Source organism: Massilia sp. (assembly GCF_031995545.1).
Taxonomy (GTDB): domain Bacteria; phylum Pseudomonadota; class Gammaproteobacteria; order Burkholderiales; family Burkholderiaceae_D; genus Telluria.
On the sequence record NZ_DAMAGA010000006.1, the window covers coordinates 68,109 to 83,082 of the forward strand.

The window sequence follows — 14,974 nt, forward strand, 5'->3', positions numbered from 1 at the left end:
CCGCGAAGGCGGGGACCCAAGTTTACGCAGCCCAGCGACAACGCATCCACGCACCACGCACGAGCGAATCAAACCGCATCGATCTCGTTGCGCTTCTGGCGCCGCCAGCGCAGCAAGCCCACCGAATAGCACCCGAAATATCCCGCCGTCAGCCCCACGCACAGCATGGTCAGCGGCGACTCGGTCAGCTGCGGCGTCGGCACGCCCTTGCCCTGGTTGGCATAGATATCGACGCCGTAATACAGCAGCCGCGCCACCAGGATCATGGCCATCACGATCCCCAGCCGCGCGTTCGGCGTGAACCAGTAGCCCTGGGCGCCGGTCTCGAAGCGCGTCAGCTTCAGGCCCCAGATGCCGTAGCCGATGCCGCCCGCCGCGCCGACCAGCAGCGCCGCCAGGTTGTACGGGTTGCCCAGCAGCTGCGCCGCCGGCACCAGGATCATGGCGCCGAACACCAGCACCCCAGTGTAGTGGCGCGAGGCGATCGAGCGCTGGCGCACCATGCGGCTCTTGATGCGGGTGTAGATGCGCCAGACCAGCAGCGGGGTCAGGGCGAGCAGGGCCAACGTGGTGATCGTGATTTCCATGGTGCGGCAGGGCAGGCAATGTTCGGAATCTGCGCATTGTAGCCGACCGCCGCCGCGCGCCGCGCGGTACAGGCGCGTGGTAAGGTTGGCCGATCCGATGTCCAACAGCGAGAACCGCCCATGCACGCCATGTCCACGCCATTGCCGGCACCACCGCATCCGGCCATCCATGCCCACCGCGCGCCCGATCCGGCGCCGGCCGAAGACCCGATGCCGGAACCGTTCGACACCCCGCATCCGCACCACCAGCCGGTCCACCTGCCGCAGGACGACGATCCGGTGCCGGATCCCAAACCGAGCTGATCGGCTAACCAGGCCGCTTCAGGCAGGCGCGCCGTCGTCCGCCGCAGCGCCGACGACGCGGTTGCGTCCCGCCTCCTTGGCCCGGTACAGGTGGGCGTCGGCCGTAGCCAGCAGGGCGGCAGCGCCGTCATCGTCATCGCTCCCGTAAGGCGGCGCCACGGCGGCCACCCCGAAGCTGGCCGTGACCACCCCGAACGGCGAATCCGCATGCGCCAGCCCCATGGCCTGGATCTGGGTGCGGATGCGTTCCGCCACCGCCAGCGCGCCGGCCGCATCGGTGTGCGGCAGGATCACGGCGAACTCTTCGCCGCCGTAGCGCGCCGGCAGGTCGCGGTTGCGGTTGGCTTGCGCCGCCAGGATGCGGCCCACGGCCTGCAGGCAGGCGTCGCCGGCCGGATGGCCATAACGGTCGTTGAAGCGCTTGAAATGATCCACGTCCAGCAGCAGCAGGGCCAGGGCGGTATTGCCGCGCCGGGCGCGCCGCAGTTCGTGCTCGAGCATGTCGTCGAAGCGGCGCCGGTTGGCCAGCTGCGTCAGCTTGTCGGTATGTGCCAGCTGCTGCAATCCCAGATTGTCGCGTTGCAGGTCTTCGGAATAGGCGCGCAGCTTCATGTCGAGCCGGTCGCGGATCAGGAACTGCCGCACCAGCCGGCTCGCGAACAGGGCGAACACCAGAGCGATCAGCACCGCGACGGCGACGATCAGGATGCTCGAGCGCTTCCAGTTGGCCAGCAGCTCGTGGCGGGTCTGGCCGACCGCGATCACGAAGGCGTAATCGTCGACCCGGCGATAGCTGTACAGGCGCTCGATATTGTCGACCCTGGCTACCAGAAAATCCGACCCGGCCGGCTTGTCCCTGATCGCCCGGAACACGGCGCCATGGCTCAGGTTGGTGCCGATCAGCGGCTCGTCGAACGGACGGCGGTAGACCACCGTGCCATCGGCCAGCGCCAGCAGCACGGTGCCGGTGCGGCCGACGTCCAGCTCGTCGTAGATGCGCTCGAAAAAATTCACCTTCAGCGTGACCAGGGCCACGCCGGCGAAGCTGCCGTCGGGATGGTCGATGCGGCGCGACAGCGGCAGCACCCAGACCCCGGTCGAGCGGCTCCTCACCGGGTGGCCGACGTAGAGGTCGCGCCCGGGATGCTGGAGGTGATACTGGAAATAGGCGCGGTCCGAATTGTTGCCGCGCGCACCGCCGTCCAGCGAAGTGGCCAGCCAGGTGCCGTCGGCACCGTAGACGAAGATGCCGTGCAGTTCGGGCGTGGTGCGCGTGAGTTCGACCAGGTGGCGCTGCAGGCGCGCCAGGGCGTCGGGGCCGGTGCCGTCATGCTCGACCCGTTCGACCACATTGGCCAGCGCCAGCGTGGTGGTCTTCATCGCCGCTTCCACCTGGGCGCCGACCATGCGCGCCACGTTGGTATTGGCGACCTCGGTCTGGCGGATCTGGTTCCGGTACGACTGCCAGACGAACCAGGCGGTGAAGCCGGCCAGCAGCACGCACGCCAGCGTCGTGGCGGCGACGACCAGCCGCACCACCGGACGTCGCTTGACGCTCAGGCGGTTGACATGGCTGTCCGGGTGTTCGGTCGTTGGTCTCAACGTGCCTCACGTCTGGTGGTGTGCGATCGGAATGCGCGGAAAGACCTCCCGCCGCAACGGAAACTTTCGGGAAAGATCTTTGTCGCGTACTGACATTCTGGCACCAGAATGCGGGCAGTGTCGCATCCCTGCGCACAGCCCGGCCGCGTCCCGGTGTCGCGTGCTACGCTAAGAACCTATCCCAGTAGTCGGGAGTCGCTCCTGGCGCGCCTGGCAAGCGCAGGCGGCGTTGCTCGTCGTTGTGTGGCCAGCCACACGGCCTCCTCGCGCCTTGCCTGCGTTTGCCACGCATCGCCATGAGCTTCCCCCCGCCTACTGGGATAGGTTCTAAGCCGTCACAGTCATCAGGGAGTCCGCCATGCCATCCACGGATCGCGATCAATTGCTTGCTGTACTGAAGACCCGTTTCGACAACAATATGCGGCGCCATGCGCGCCTGACGTGGGATGCGGTGCTGGCCCGGCTCGACGCCAGGCCGGATGCGCTGGCGGCGCTCGGCGCGATGGAAGCCAGCGGCGGCGAGCCCGATGTCATCGGGCTCGACGGCGACGGCATCACCTTCTGCGACTGCGCGCCGGAGACGCCCAGCGGCCGCCGCAGCCTGTGCTACGACCGCGCCGCACGCGACGCGCGCAAGGAGCACAAGCCGCACGGCAGCGCGCTCGACCTGGCCGCCGGCATGGGTGTCGAGCTGCTGGACGAGGCGGGATACCGCGCGCTGCAGGAGCTGGGTGAATTCGACACCAAGACGTCGAGCTGGATCGCGACCCCGCCCGACGTCCGCGCCAAGGGCGGCGCGCTGTTTGGCGACCGCCGCTACGGGCGCGTGTTCGTGTATCACAACGGCGCCGACTCGTACTATGCGGTGCGTGGTTTTCGGGCGCTGCTGCGTGTTTGAGGACGTAGCGGACGGCTAGCCGCCGCGCTCCATCAGCGCTGGTGTCTGCTTTTTTCAGTTGCTGCTGCCGCAGCAAGCTCGTCCGAAGTCGGCGAGCCCACGATTTGGTCGGGTGGACTCGGCTGTTCCACTTCTACGATTTCGAAGGTTACTCGATCACCTGGCGCCAGTCTGATTCCGTTTCCCCAAGTGAGTTGTCGCGGACTCGAATCGTGAGCAACAAGCCCCATCACGCCAAGCGCAACTCTCGATACTTCGATACCACCGGTTGGGCTGGCACCAAAGACGACTTGGCCAGAAAGGATGTCGAGACCTTCCGCACCAGCGAACGCAATGAGCTCGCCATTCACCTCGATGCGTAGTGCAGGAATTTTCATGGTTTGTTTATGTAATTTGTGTTGAAGACAGCCGTCAATATACGTCTGTTTCTGGCCGAACCTGACCATTGGACCGGGCTTTCAAGTCGCCAAAGCTGATTACATCGCCATCGTCTGTCGTCCACCTGATGTTTCCCAGAGGGACGCCGACCCGCTGGCTGGCATAGATCACCATTCCTATTGCCCTGTAATGCGCAGTCGGTGTCGACTCAATCAAGAGAATGACATTCGGATCGCTTTGCAGCGCCAGGGCGAGCACTTCGGCTGCTTCATCGATACCGGTCACCGTGTGGCCGTCGATCAGAATAGTCCCTTCGTCGACGGCAACTGCATTGATTTGATGGGTCATGCTGTATTCATCGAGGAGTATTGCAACATTCGGTCACCCGCGCCGCATGGCGCGGTAGACCAGGCTGGGCGCTTGCCCCGGCACATCGTCGAGCGTAGCGAAACGCGCCATGCCGATCTTTTCCAGTACCCGGATCGACGCTGCATGCTGCGGGCGCACCAGGCCGAAGATTTCGTTGAAGCGGCGATCCTCGAAGCCGAAGGCCAGCGCGGCGTGTCCCAGCTCGGTGGCATAGCCACGTCCCCAGGCCGAGGTGGCGAAGCGGTAGCCGAGGTTGACGCGTTCCTGCTCCAGGTAAGTGTGCAGCGAGATGCCGCCAAAGCCGATCACGCGGGCCGGATCGTCGCGCGCGGCGATCGCCCACGGTCCCAGTCCGCGTGCGCGCCATTGCGCCAGCTAGCCAGACAGCACGGCGTGTGCGCGTTCGAGGTCAGGCAATGGACCGGCCGGATTGAAGGTATTGGTGGCGGCGTCGCCGTAGATGGCGTACAGCGGCGCTACATCGTCTTCCATCGGTGGGCGCAGGAGCAGCCTGGGAGTGGTATATCGCATGGCACGAAAGCCTCGAGAGTGTGGGCTCGATATTATCTACCGAGCCAGGACTCTATCGGGCAGGGCCGCGCGGCAAGCGCCGGCGGCGAACCGAGGAAATGATGCCGAGGCCGGCAATCAGTGTTGCCCAGGACGCAGGTTCTGGAACCTCTGCTGGAGAGAGGACGACATTGTCAATTGAAAATTCCGGGAATTCTTGTCCACCCGTGATCGTCAAGTACGAAATGTTGGTGAAGTTACTGAAATTAAAATTTGAAAATGATTCAGCCAGACTTTCTTCCACGAAGATCGTGTCCGTTATAAGGCCATTCAATCCCATCGCTGTCAGCGTCAAGGTCACGGGCTTGCCGTCTCCAATAAAGGCCTTGGCAACGTCCAATGACGTGAAGGAGAACAAACCGTTGTTGATGAGATTGAAGGTGATGCTACTCTCATTGAAACCATAAAACGCAGTCGTTCCATTTGAAGGACACCCGGGATTGCACATGCCTAGATGGTCGGCAGGATTATCTACCAGATAAAATCCGAATTCGCTGATCGATGAATGAGTTATCCTGAAACCATCTTCGACAAAGCTGTCGTTCCAGCTCCAAAGACCGTCATTGGACTCGAAGTCAATCGTCGTCGCTACTGCGGAATTGGTCAACAAGGCAGCTGTTACGGCCATCATTACTTTTCGGATCATGGTTGGCTTCTTCCTAAAATGAGAACTATTAACAAACCGCGTGCGGACATGTTTTGTACGCTGGCTGGATGAACAATCTGAACATCTACAACGGCTTTCGTTACCCTTTTGAGAAGGGTGGCTTTAACAGAAAATCCCGGAAATGAATCTCACTGGACGTTAAAAGGATATTGAAGAGCAATCATTAATAAGCGATTCAATGCCTGCGGCCCGATATGGAATTAACGCACCAATCCTATACGAATAATTTATTGGAGATTGTATTAATGTGTATGTGTAAGGAATATCGACAGGCTGCGCTAGATATTATTTTCGGAAAACTTTTTTATTCACAGCGCAAGATAAATTGGTAATAGCTTCGGCCTGATAATCGGCTGAGGCAGGAACAGGTAATGACATGTGGCAGCCCCTGTAATCGAACAGTTTTAATGGCTGCTTGAGTCGATACTGGATGTATTCGGGCGTAGTTTGGCGGCAGCGAGGGCAGCCGTGTCTGTGGACCGACTTATGTCATTGCCCAAGCACTTTCACCCAGGACCTTCGGCTGCTCGTAGCGAACGATCGGGATATCGGGAGAATATTTGCCGCGCGCATCAGACGACGGCGAGGTGTGATGTGGCGGGGCCGGCACCGTCAAGTGCCAGCCCCACAAGAGACTCAGTCGAAGGCCCACGAATACAGCACGTCGAGCGCGCTGTTGGTGCCGGTCTGGAAGCGCAGCGAGATGCGCGGGTTGAGTTTATAACGCAGGCTGACCAGGCTCGAGGCGGTGCTGGTGCCTTGCTCGAAGCTCAGGTACGCGCGCGACGAGATGCGCTTGCCGACCGTGACCACGGTGCTTTCCAGCGCCGAGGCATCGCTGCCCATGTCGCGCTGCTTGAGGCCCACTTCGTCCACGCCGAGCGAGGTGGCCAGCTTGGTCTGGAAGCCGCCGGTGCCGCCTTTGCCGCCCAGCAGGGCGCCGGCAGCGGCGGTCAGGACGTCCTTCTCGCTGCCGCTGGTGGTTTCCATGCCGTGGCCCAGCACCAGCCACGAGAGCTTGTCGCTGTCCGACACGTTCGGGGTCGAGACCAGGCGCGCGGTCGGCGACTGCGCGGTGCCGCGCACCTGCACGCCGGCTTCGACGTTGGTCTCGGACAGCTGCTCGCCCTCTGGGCGCTTGCGCACCGCCAGCACGTCGAGCGACGGGTTGTCGTACGGGCCGCTGAAAGTCAGGTTGGCGCGCTCGATCGACAGCCGCTGACCGTAGGCGGCGTAGGTGCCGTTCAGGGCGCGGATGGTGCCGTTGATGCGCGGCTGGCCCGAGCCCGTCATGCGCACCCGCGCACTGCCGGCCAGGGTGGCGTCGATGCCCATCGCGCGCAGGCGGAATTCGTCGCCCAGGTCGGCGGTGAGGTCGACCGTCAGCGGCACTTCCTTCTCTTTCGAGGTCGGGGTCGGCTTCTCGGCGCCGCGACCGAGCACGATCACGTCGTCCGAGACGGTCGGGCCACCCTCGGGCGCGAATTCGATCAGGGCGCGGTCGGCGCGGAATTTGCCTTCCAGTGCGAAGCGGCTGGCGTCGCGCACCAGCGAGGCCTGGCCGCTGACCTGCACCGTGCGGTCAGGGCGCGACAGCGCTTCGAGCTTGTCCAGCACCAGGCGCACTTCGGCGCTCGGCTGGCCGTCGGCGAAGCGCACGTAGCCGCTGGCGGCGGCGCTGCCCTGGCGGCCCTGGAAGGTCAGGCGTTCCAGGCGCAGCTGGTCGCCGCCCAGTTGCGCGCGCAGCTGGCCGTTCTGCAGGCGCACGCCTTGCTCGGCCCAGCGCACCGCCAGGCGGTCGCCGTTGATGTCGCCGTTCAGACTCGGGGCGCCGATGGTGCCGCCGGCATTCAGGGCCAGGCGCAGCGCGCCGTCGAGTTCCAGTCCCGGCTGGCCGGCCAGCGAAGCGAGCCAGGCGATCGACGGCATGTCGGCATTCGCCGTCATGCGCAGCGGGCTGTCCTTTTCCAGACGGCCGCCCAGCATCTGGGCATTGGCTTCGACATTCGCGCGGCCGGTGCGGGTGCCGTCCAGGTCCAGCTTCACGCGCAGGCCGCTGCCGGCGACGTCGGCGCTGGCTTCGAACTGGCGCAGGCCGAGCGGCACCGGGGTGTCGCCGCCGACGATGGCGTCGCCGCGTTCGCGGAACACGCGCACGTTGCCGGCCAGCGAAGGCGCGGCGCCTTCCGCCTGCGGAGCGCGCATGTCGACCGACCACGCTGCGCCCAGGGTCAGGTCGCCGCGTGCGTTCTCGCGGATCGCCGGCGAGAACTGGGCCAGATACGTCAGCGGCACATTGTCGGCGTGGCCGCGGCTGGCCCAGCGCGGGCCGTTCTTGGTGAGCGTGTCGACGGTGATACTGCCGGAAGCCAGCTGGATCACGGCGCCATCGAAGGCGATGCGTTCCGGACTGGCCAGGCCCATCGGACCGGAGCCGGGTGCGCCGGCGATCGTGATCGGCACCGGCTTTTGCAGCGACATGGCGTAGCGGCCGCGGTTCTGCAGCGCGGCCAGGGTGCCGCTCCAGGTGTCGCGGTTCAAGCCGCCGCGGATCTCGGTGTTGGCATCGAATGCGTCGCCCACCGCCGACAGGCGCACCGTATGTGCACCGCGCGTGCCGGTGGACTGCAGGCGCAGCGACGAGACGCGGGTTTCGCCGCTGGCGTAGTCGGTCACCTGCACGTCGGTCACCAGCGGGTCGGCCGCGCCGCGGCCCGCGCCCAGGTTGGCGCTGGCGCGCAGCGCGCGCACCGTGTGTACGCTCATGAGTTTCAGGTTCTGGCCTTCGAGCGAAGCGGTCAGCGACGGCGTGTCGGCGCTGCCGGACAGGGCGCCCGAACCGCGCAGCACACCGCCGAACTCGGGGCCGAGCGCGGCCAGCTGCGGCGCGTCGATGCGCCAGTTCAGGGTGTCGCGCGCGGCGCCGAAAGCGCCCTTCGCGGCGATCACGTTCGGGCCCACGTGCAGGTCGACGTCGGCATTCGACACGTGGCGGCGGTCGGCGTTCAGGCGCGCGTGGCCCCAGAACGGCGAATTCGACAGCATCGAATCCTTCACCTGCAGGTCGACGTTGCCGCGCCAGTCGGCGCCTGCGCGGCCGCTGCCGCCGAAGGTGGAATTGATGCTGGCCGCGAGCGGTGAGCCGAAGGCGGCCGGGTTGAAGCGCTGGGTCGAACCGCTGGCTTTGACCTCCACCGCGCGCGCGTCTTCCGGGCCGCCGAGCCAGGCTTCACCGGAAGCGCGCAGGTTGCCGCTGCCGGTCTTGCGCTGGGCCGCGACCCAGCCCAGGTTCTGGGCATCGACCTCGAAGGTGGTGCGCGGCGCGGCCATGGTGCCGGTGGCGACGCCCTTGGCGACCACGGCGCCGTACAGATCGGCGCGCACGGCGGACAGCTGGCGCCCGTCCAGACGCCAGGTCAGGCGGTCGCCGGCGCCGCCGAAGGCGCCGTTCAGCGCCACCGTGTTCTGGCCCAGCGCCAGGTCGGCGTCGATGCCGCTGATGCGCTTGGCGTCGGCGGACAGCTTGCCTTTACCGCTCAGGGCCTGGTTCATCAGGCGGCTGTTACGCACCGCGAAATCGGCATCCACACGCCACTCGGGCGCCACGGCGCCGGCGGCGTTGATGGTGGCGTTGATGTCGGCCGCCGGCAGGTCTCCGAACTCGGACGGATCGAACCGGTTCGACGTGACGGTCGCCTTGAATTCCTTCTTGTCGTCCAGGTTCATGCTGCCGCTGGCGCTCACGCTGCCGCGGCCCGCCGACAGGCGTGCTTCGCGCAGCGTGGCGACGTTGTCCTCGAGCGTGGCCAGGGCCGACAGGCGCAGGCCGGCGTCCGCCAGGTTCGCTTCCAGCGTCTGGCGCGTGGCTTCATTGGTGACGGCGATGTCGCCCTTGATCGCGGTCGGCTTCATCGCCGAGTGTATCTGTTTCAGGTCGATGCGGTCGGTGTGCAGCGCGAAGCGCGCGGTGCCGATGCCTTCTTCGTCCTTGCCGCGCTGGACCCCGCCGGTGCCGGTGAATTTACCGGCCGCGCCGAAGTCGAGCAGCACGTCGGACACCTGCAGCGCCGACAGGTTGCCGCCCAGTTGGCCGCGCGCCGCGCGCAGCGGCAGGCGTTGCTGGTCGATGGTGCCGGCCGGGCCGTCGTTGCTGATGTCGACGTTGCCGCTGATGTTGCGGTTGGCGTCGAGCTTGCCGGCCACGGCAAAGGTCAGGTCGGCAGTCGGCAGCGCCGGGTTGAAGAAGCCCGGATCGACGTTGCGGCCGCTCAGGCGCAGCGAGCGCAGCGGAATCTCGGCGAACGGCGCGATCTCGAAGTGGGCGTCGCCCACCGCGCGCCCGGCCTGGCCGGTGGCGTCGACCAGGGTCGCGTTCTGCAGGTCGCCGCCCACTTTCAGGTTCAGCTGCGCGGCGCGCGCGCCGGCGCTGGCCTGCGACTGGGTCAGGCTACCGGTGGCGCCAATCTTGAACGGGCGCTGCGCGCCCAGCGTCAAGTTGGCGGCTACCTGGCCGAACGGCGTCGCGGCCGCGGCGTTCTGCACCACCCAGGTCTGCTTGTCGCCTTTCACGCGGGCACGAATATTGTCGACACGGGTTTCGGCGCCGGCCAGGTTCACGATCGTCATGCGCGCCAGGCGCGCGTCGTCCAGCTCGACCTTGAATGGCGGCGCCAGGCTTTCCGGCAGCACGGTCGGCTCATCCTCGCTTTCCTTGAGCGTCTGCATGCGCACGCTGGCGGCCCACAGTTTGTCGACCAGGATCCCGCGCGACAGGATCTGGCCCGGCGACCAGTCGACGTCGATCTTCTCGGCCGTGATCACCTGTTCCGGCGTGCGCCACACCAGGCGCTCGATGTGCATGGCGCCGTACAGCGAGCCGGATACACCTTGCAGGGTCAGCTTGCCGCCGGTGGAATTGGCGACGCGCTGGGCGATCATCTGCAGCGTGGTCTCGCGGCCCAGGTACCACAGGGTGCCGCCGATGATGACGCCGGTGACCGCGACGCCGATGGCGACGCGGCGCGGCCATTTGCGCTGCTTGGGTGCCGGGGCCGACGAATTGTCCGGCGCGGCGTTGTTGTCAGGGGTAGCCATCAGAACGTGAATCCAAGTGAGAAGTGCAGGCGCGCCTTGCGCACTGCGTGGCCGTAGGCAAGGTCGACGTTGATCGGGCCGACCGGGCTGCGCCAGCGCGCGCCGACGCCGTAGCCCGATTTCGGATTGATCGCGCCGAAGCTGTCGGCGGCATTGCCGACGTCATAGAACACGGCCGCGCCCCAGGGCGGCTTGAACCAGTACTGGTATTCGGCGCTGGCGGTGGCCAGCACTTTGCCGCCCACGGTGGCGCCGTTTTCCTGCACACCCAGTTCCTGGTAGCCGTAGCCGCGCACCGACTGGTCGCCGCCGGCGCGGAACAGGAAGGTGCTCGGCACGCCCAGTTTTTCTTTCGACACCACCGCGCCCAGCTCGCCTCGCAGCACCAGCGTGCCTTTTTCGCCCAGCGGCTTGTAGCCGATGCCGCGCAGGTAGCCGCGCAGGAATTTTTCGTCGGTCAAAATCGGCAGCACCGCGCCGCCGACCTGGGCGTTGACCACATAGCCGTTGGTCGGCTGGATCAGGCTGTCGAGCTTGCGGCGGGTGATGCTGTAGGTGAGCGGGATGCTGCGCGTGTAGGTCGGATCGAGGCCTTGCACTTCGCGCTTTTCGGCCAGCACTTCGAGCGTCAGGCTGCGTTCGAGCAGGGGCGAGCCCCAGGCGCGCCGCGCCGCGATGCTGGCCAGGGTGGTGATTTCGCCGCGCAGGTCTTCGCGTTCGACCCCGGCGCTGACGCTGTCGTTGTAGCCCTTGCTCGTGGTCGGCCAGAAGAATTCGCCGCGCGCGGTCTGGCGCCGCTGTTCGTAGATCAGGTCGCTCTTGAAGCGCTTGCCGAACACGTTCAGGTCGTCGTAGCCGAGCTGGGCGCGCGCTCCGGTGTCGGTCGAGAAGCCCAGGCCGGCCTCGACGTTCTTCTGCTTGTTCTCGGTCACGCGGATCACTACCGGCAAGGTGGTGGGGCCGGCGCCGTTGGCCGGGGTGGTGACCGACGTATCAGGAACAGCCGGCGTGGCCGGGTTGGCGTCGAGGTCGTCGTCTTCCTTGATGTCCTTGATCTCGGCGGCCAGCACGGCGCGCATGTCGACGCTGACTTCGACGCTGCTGAAGTAGCCGGTGTCCTGCACCCGCGACTGCAGCGCCTGCAGCGCGGCTTCGCTGTATTCGTCGCCCGGGTTGATCTTGTTGAGGTTGGTGATCACGGTGGGCGGATAGCGCTTCAGGCCGCGGATGCGCGTTTCTCCGAAGCGCATCTCGGGGCCGCTGTCGATCACCACGCGCAGCAGCGCGCGCCGCGAATCGGGATCGACCGTGGCGCTGGTCTCGACCAGGCGCGCGCGCGGGAAGCGCGTCTGCGCCACGTCGCGCAGCAGGCCGCGCTTGGCGTCTTCCCAGTCGCCCATACGGAATCGCGCGCCGACCGGCATGCTCCAGCGGTTGCGCAGGGCGGCGGCGTCGAACGGCGCGCCGCCTTCCTCGAACGGGGCGAAGCCCTGCAGCACCAGGTCGACGTCGCCGACCGTCACCGGCTCGCCCGGATCGACGATCACGCGCGCTTCGGGCTGGGCGCCGCTGGTGTCGAGGCCGGCCGAGACCTTGGGCGAGTAATAGCCTTCGGTGGCGATCAGCTTGCGCACCTGCTCCGGCGCTTCCTTGATCAGGCGCTGCAGCTGTTCCAGGTCGACCCGGCTGTTGCCGCGCCAGCGCATCAGGTCGAGGTTTTCCTCGAGCAGGTCTTCCAATTGACGCGGGGCGTCGATGCGCACGCGGTAGTCGACGCCTTGCGGGCCGGCGGCCTGCAATGTGGCGCTGGTTTGTTCTGCTTGCTGCGTGGCGACGGCAGGCTCGGCCGGCTGCGTATTTGCAGGTGCAGCGGCAGGTGCAGCGGCCGGCGCAGTAGCCGATGCAGTGGCCGGTTCAGCTTCCTGCGCGAACGATGGTGTCGACAGCAGCAATACCCCGGCGCCCAGCAGCAGGTGGGGAAGAGGGCGCAGGCGGCGGGATATCGATTGGTTGGGCAACGTGGAACTCCATAGGGATACTCCTTGTCATCTTATCTGATTGGCAAAGTCGATGTCGGACGCGTAATGTTGTGTGTGCGCCTCAGTGCTCAGCGTTTGTTCCTTTGCGTCGATCGCGCGAGGGTGTGCGATTTGTGCCAGAATTCGCGGTTTCCTTGCCGGTTTTCATTTCCATCACCATCATGACCATGCCTTCTTCCGATACCGCGCTCGTCCTGTTCAGCGGCGGCCAAGACTCCACCACCTGCCTGGCCTGGGCGCTGCAGCGCTATGCGCGGGTCGAGACGATCGGCTTCGATTATGGCCAGCGCCATGCGATCGAACTGTCGGTGCGTCCGGGCCTGCTGGCCAAGATGCGCGCCCTGAATCCTGAATGGGATGCACGCCTGGGCGAGGATCACATGATCGACCTGTCATTGATCTCGAAGATCTCGGACACGGCGCTCACCAGCAACGTCGAGATCGCGATGCAGGAGAACGGCTTGCCGAACACCTTCGTGCCGGGCCGTAACCTGCTGTTCATGACGGTGGCGGCCACGGTGGCTTACCGGCGCGGCCTGAACGTGCTGGTGGGCGGCATGTGCGAGACCGATTTCTCGGGCTATCCGGACTGCCGCGACGACACCATGAAGGCGCTGCAGGTGGCGCTCAATCTCGGCATGGCGACGCGCCTGAAGGTCGAGACACCGCTGATGTGGATCGACAAGTCGCAGACCTGGGAGATGGCACGCCAGGAGGGCGGCGACGCACTGGTCGACCTGATCCGCTTCGACACCCACACCTGCTACCTGGGCGAGCGCGGCGAAGCGCATCCGTGGGGCCATGGCTGCGGCGTGTGCCCGGCCTGCGCACTGCGTGCGCGCGGCTACGAGCAGTACGTGGCCAGCAAGGCCGCCTGAACGCGGGCAAAAAAAGACCGGGTCGAAACCCGGTCATGAAGGGAAGTCGAAGGGAAGTCGTCGTGTTCGTTCAGACGGCGACGGCCTTTTCCAGGCGTTCCTTGCGCGAACGGTGCATGAAGTACCAGATCAGCGCCAGCGGCAGCACCAGCGGCAGCAGCAGGGGCGAGACCGCCAGCGCCACCGTCAGGGCCGCCACGCACAGCGCGCCGATCACGATCACGCCGACGCCGGCGAACACCACCGCCAGCACCACGCCCACCACGGCCGTCACCAGCACCGCGATCAGGGTGCCGCCGCCGGCGAACAGGGTAGCCAGCAGGAAGCCCAGCGGGCCGTCCAGCTCATCGTCGCCGAAATAGATGTTGGCGTCGCCGCCCCAGTTGAGTGCGTTCCACAGCACCATGGCAAACAGGAGCAGGATGACGTAGGGGGCGGCGCGTTTCATGATGTGTTCTCCTCGGGAGGTCGTTGTGTGGTGTCTTGCGATGGTTGTACTGTAGGCATGTGGGCACGCGCCAGCCAGCGGCGTGCGACAGTCTGCATGTTTAGCGGGATGAGCCGTGCGTAGGCGCGATGAAAGTCCGAGGTAAAAATTCCTGCCGGCAGCGTCGGTAATTTCAGCTTGCAATGCCAACGAGGTTTCCTATACTGACAGCCTGCTCTGTTACAGGGGGATCCTATGTACGCTTTGTTTCATGGAATCCGGGACCACCTGGCCATTGCCAACAGCGGTCCCAAAGATCCACCATCGGCGCCGCCCGCCATCCCGCCGATCATCATCAATCCGTTCAACCGGCACACGCCGCTGCCGCCGATCGATCCGCGCCAGACACCGGTCGGCCCGCCGCTGACACCGCCACCGGGGCCGGGCTGGCGCTGCGTCGGCATGGCCTGAACGCCTGCGCCGGCCAGCCCGCACACGCGGGCTTTTTCATGGGCCCGGTTTCCTCTATGATCTTGGCTTTGGGCGCAATCGCGCCAGAGGAAAGCGACACCATGAACGAACAACCCGACGATTTCGACGGCGAAGAAGAAGAGAACGGCCCGGTGCAGGAACCGCGCCTGTGGCAGGGCAACGGCTGGACCGCACGTGTGATCAAGAACGATGACGACGATGGCTGGGCGGTGGCGATGTACAAGGACGGCGTGTCGGAACCGGCGCTGGTCGGCCCCTGGACCATGGGCCGCGACAAGAAGAACCCGAAGCCGCTCGACGTCAACGCCTTCAATACCCTGATCAAGACTGCCTCGGAGGTGATCCGCCGCCACGAGCAGCACATGCACGCGATCCTGCACAAGAACCTGTACATCATGACCGAACAGGGCGAGCTGAAGGTGACGCTCGACATCGTGCCGGACGACGACGATCCGTATGCGATGCTGGCCGCCACCGATGAGATGGGCGAGCAGGTGGCACGGGTGCGCGTGGCTGCCAGCTTCAAGCTGACCCAGGCGTCGGCCCAGACCTGGATCGAGAACGATTTCCGCGCACCGCGTCAGTAATTTTCAAGCGCAACATTTAGCTGCCGGCGGCCGCTCCAGCGCCCCGGCAAGCTGCTAATATTTCCTCTGCGCATTTTTAATTC

At 65.6% G+C, this 14,974-nt stretch carries 15 protein-coding genes; 5 read left to right on the plus strand and 10 right to left on the minus strand.

Going from position 1 to position 14,974, the window contains the following annotated elements; all coding sequences use genetic code 11:
- Positions 1-68 precede the first annotated feature (68 nt).
- Positions 69-587 (minus strand): hypothetical protein, encoded by a 519-nt coding sequence (locus tag RTQ83_RS06765; RefSeq protein WP_312512465.1) that lies wholly within the window; start codon positions 585-587, stop codon positions 69-71.
- 120 nt (positions 588-707) lie between these two features.
- Here RTQ83_RS06765 and RTQ83_RS06770 point away from each other — a divergent pair, with 120 nt between their 5' ends.
- Complete coding sequence (locus RTQ83_RS06770) at positions 708-890, plus strand: hypothetical protein (protein ID WP_312512468.1); 183 nt, start codon at positions 708-710, stop codon at positions 888-890.
- An 18-nt stretch (positions 891-908) separates the two neighbouring features.
- Here RTQ83_RS06770 and RTQ83_RS06775 read toward each other — a convergent pair whose 3' ends face one another.
- The gene (locus tag RTQ83_RS06775) at positions 909-2,492 is read right to left on the minus strand and encodes a sensor domain-containing diguanylate cyclase (protein WP_312512470.1); all 1,584 of its coding nucleotides are present in this window, start codon (positions 2,490-2,492) and stop codon (positions 909-911) included.
- Between the two features lie 358 nt (positions 2,493-2,850).
- Here RTQ83_RS06775 and RTQ83_RS06780 point away from each other — a divergent pair, with 358 nt between their 5' ends.
- The gene (locus RTQ83_RS06780; RefSeq protein WP_312512473.1) at positions 2,851-3,390 is read left to right on the plus strand and encodes a DUF4256 domain-containing protein; all 540 of its coding nucleotides are present in this window, start codon (positions 2,851-2,853) and stop codon (positions 3,388-3,390) included.
- Positions 3,391-3,422: 32 nt separating this feature from the next.
- Here the strand turns inward: RTQ83_RS06780 and RTQ83_RS06785 are convergent, their stop codons facing one another.
- The 7 genes from RTQ83_RS06785 to RTQ83_RS06815 all read right to left on the minus strand — a co-directional run bounded on the left by RTQ83_RS06785 (position 3,423) and on the right by RTQ83_RS06815 (position 12,267).
- Positions 3,423-3,767, minus strand: coding sequence for a hypothetical protein (locus tag RTQ83_RS06785; protein ID WP_312512475.1), 345 nt, complete (start codon positions 3,765-3,767; stop codon positions 3,423-3,425).
- 34 nt (positions 3,768-3,801) lie between these two features.
- On the minus strand, positions 3,802-4,116 hold the full coding sequence (locus tag RTQ83_RS06790) for a hypothetical protein (RefSeq protein ID WP_312512477.1): 315 nt from the start codon (positions 4,114-4,116) through the stop codon (positions 3,802-3,804).
- A 33-nt stretch (positions 4,117-4,149) separates the two neighbouring features.
- Positions 4,150-4,512, minus strand: a complete 363-nt coding sequence (locus RTQ83_RS06795) for a GNAT family N-acetyltransferase (RefSeq protein ID WP_312512717.1) — start codon at positions 4,510-4,512, stop codon at positions 4,150-4,152.
- Positions 4,513-4,668, minus strand: coding sequence for a hypothetical protein (locus RTQ83_RS06800; protein ID WP_312512478.1), 156 nt, complete (start codon positions 4,666-4,668; stop codon positions 4,513-4,515).
- 52 nt (positions 4,669-4,720) lie between these two features.
- Positions 4,721-5,353 carry an NF038120 family PEP-CTERM protein gene (locus RTQ83_RS06805; RefSeq protein WP_312512480.1) on the minus strand — a complete coding sequence of 211 codons (633 nt, stop codon included), beginning with the start codon at positions 5,351-5,353 and terminating at the stop codon, positions 4,721-4,723.
- 657 nt (positions 5,354-6,010) lie between these two features.
- On the minus strand, positions 6,011-10,468 hold the full coding sequence (locus RTQ83_RS06810) for a translocation/assembly module TamB domain-containing protein (protein ID WP_312512482.1): 4,458 nt from the start codon (positions 10,466-10,468) through the stop codon (positions 6,011-6,013).
- On the minus strand, positions 10,468-12,267 hold the full coding sequence (locus tag RTQ83_RS06815) for an autotransporter assembly complex protein TamA (protein WP_409456086.1): 1,800 nt from the start codon (positions 12,265-12,267) through the stop codon (positions 10,468-10,470). The genes RTQ83_RS06810 and RTQ83_RS06815 overlap by 1 nt, the downstream gene beginning before the upstream one ends.
- Before the next feature lie 401 nt (positions 12,268-12,668).
- Here RTQ83_RS06815 and queC point away from each other — a divergent pair, with 401 nt between their 5' ends.
- The gene (gene queC, locus RTQ83_RS06820; protein WP_312512487.1) at positions 12,669-13,385 is read left to right on the plus strand and encodes a 7-cyano-7-deazaguanine synthase QueC; all 717 of its coding nucleotides are present in this window, start codon (positions 12,669-12,671) and stop codon (positions 13,383-13,385) included.
- Between the two features lie 70 nt (positions 13,386-13,455).
- Here the strand turns inward: queC and RTQ83_RS06825 are convergent, their stop codons facing one another.
- Positions 13,456-13,833 (minus strand): hypothetical protein, encoded by a 378-nt coding sequence (locus RTQ83_RS06825; RefSeq protein ID WP_312512489.1) that lies wholly within the window; start codon positions 13,831-13,833, stop codon positions 13,456-13,458.
- Positions 13,834-14,067: 234 nt separating this feature from the next.
- Here RTQ83_RS06825 and RTQ83_RS06830 point away from each other — a divergent pair, with 234 nt between their 5' ends.
- On the plus strand, positions 14,068-14,283 hold the full coding sequence (locus RTQ83_RS06830) for a hypothetical protein (protein ID WP_312512491.1): 216 nt from the start codon (positions 14,068-14,070) through the stop codon (positions 14,281-14,283).
- Positions 14,284-14,384: 101 nt separating this feature from the next.
- Positions 14,385-14,891 carry a hypothetical protein gene (locus tag RTQ83_RS06835; protein ID WP_312512493.1) on the plus strand — a complete coding sequence of 169 codons (507 nt, stop codon included), beginning with the start codon at positions 14,385-14,387 and terminating at the stop codon, positions 14,889-14,891.
- Positions 14,892-14,974: the final 83 nt, after the last annotated feature.

Coding starts and splice junctions, on each gene's coding strand:
- RTQ83_RS06810 (WP_312512482.1), bottom strand. CDS start 10,468: ATGGCTACCCCTGACAACAACGCCGCGCCGGACAATTCGTCGGCCCCG.
- RTQ83_RS06825 (WP_312512489.1), bottom strand. CDS start 13,833: ATGAAACGCGCCGCCCCCTACGTCATCCTGCTCCTGTTTGCCATGGTG.
- RTQ83_RS06765 (WP_312512465.1), bottom strand. CDS start 587: ATGGAAATCACGATCACCACGTTGGCCCTGCTCGCCCTGACCCCGCTG.
- RTQ83_RS06770 (WP_312512468.1), top strand. CDS start 708: ATGCACGCCATGTCCACGCCATTGCCGGCACCACCGCATCCGGCCATC.
- RTQ83_RS06835 (WP_312512493.1), top strand. CDS start 14,385: ATGAACGAACAACCCGACGATTTCGACGGCGAAGAAGAAGAGAACGGC.
- RTQ83_RS06790 (WP_312512477.1), bottom strand. CDS start 4,116: ATGACCCATCAAATCAATGCAGTTGCCGTCGACGAAGGGACTATTCTG.
- queC (WP_312512487.1), top strand. CDS start 12,669: ATGACCATGCCTTCTTCCGATACCGCGCTCGTCCTGTTCAGCGGCGGC.
- RTQ83_RS06830 (WP_312512491.1), top strand. CDS start 14,068: ATGTACGCTTTGTTTCATGGAATCCGGGACCACCTGGCCATTGCCAAC.
- RTQ83_RS06785 (WP_312512475.1), bottom strand. CDS start 3,767: ATGAAAATTCCTGCACTACGCATCGAGGTGAATGGCGAGCTCATTGCG.
- RTQ83_RS06800 (WP_312512478.1), bottom strand. CDS start 4,668: ATGCGATATACCACTCCCAGGCTGCTCCTGCGCCCACCGATGGAAGAC.
- RTQ83_RS06805 (WP_312512480.1), bottom strand. CDS start 5,353: ATGATCCGAAAAGTAATGATGGCCGTAACAGCTGCCTTGTTGACCAAT.
- RTQ83_RS06780 (WP_312512473.1), top strand. CDS start 2,851: ATGCCATCCACGGATCGCGATCAATTGCTTGCTGTACTGAAGACCCGT.